The 799-nt window shown below is 55.4% G+C and carries 2 protein-coding genes; both read left to right on the forward strand.

The window, feature by feature from the left end; genetic code table 11:
- The first annotated feature begins 30 nt into the window (after nucleotides 1–30).
- Nucleotides 31–378 (forward strand): hypothetical protein, encoded by a 348-nt coding sequence (locus tag AC1D35_RS36545; protein ID WP_477942940.1) that lies wholly within the window; start codon nucleotides 31–33, stop codon nucleotides 376–378.
- 259 nt (nucleotides 379–637) lie between these two features.
- Nucleotides 638–799 (forward strand): transposase (locus tag AC1D35_RS36550; protein ID WP_477942942.1); only part of this gene is annotated, 162 nt, incomplete at its 3' end.

A 799-nucleotide genomic window follows, 5' to 3' on the forward strand; every position in this document is an offset into this window, starting at 1 on the left:
TCCTCCGGAGTTTGTGCGATGAAGATGGCCATGATCATTGGACTTGCCGTAATTACTGCCGCTTCTGGGATTGCGCCCGTAGAGGCCCAGCAAAGTAGGCGCGAATTTCGACGAATGAACTGGAGTGAGAATCTGCCTGAGGCGGTGCGAACCTATCACGAGAGACGTTTTACGATCGTAAGCTATCGGACGGCCGATTTTTCGGAGACCGGCTCACACCCGACACAGGGAAGCGAAGAGCACGTCAAAGCCATCCGCGATGCAATTCGCTCGAACAAATGGCTTACGGCCCAGCTCAAGACCAAGAAGCTAACCGCGAACGATATCGAATGGGTTTCGCGGGCACGCAACGGAAATATGACATTCTATACGAAATGACTGGCATTCACGCAGGTTTGCGGCCAAGGCAGGCTGCGGCCCGCCGGTCAACTGTCCTAGAGGCGGTAGCTATTCCCGAGGTTTTGACTGTTCCAAGGAATTCTACGAGCGCTACGAGAAATACGGGCGGCCGCAGGCCTATAAGCTGAAGGCTGTCGTCGTCAATTTTCCGAGCGGCATGCCGGGTGAACTGCCCCCATTTTCGACCGGACACTCAGCATAAGCAGGAAGGCTCAAGCACAGGCTTGAGGATAAGCTTATGTCTAACGAGTTTCGACAGGTTGACTTGATGATCGGTGACGTCCGGCGGCGACGCTGGACAACGGAACGCAAACTGCAGATCATCGAGGAAAGCTATGCCGCCGGGGAGACCGTCTCCTCTGCGGCTCGGCGGCATGGAGTTGCGCCAAATCTCCTGTAT

It is taken from the genome of Rhizobium sp. P1_E6, assembly GCF_056405875.1.

Coding starts and splice junctions, on each gene's coding strand:
- AC1D35_RS36545 (WP_477942940.1), top strand. CDS start 31: ATGATCATTGGACTTGCCGTAATTACTGCCGCTTCTGGGATTGCGCCC.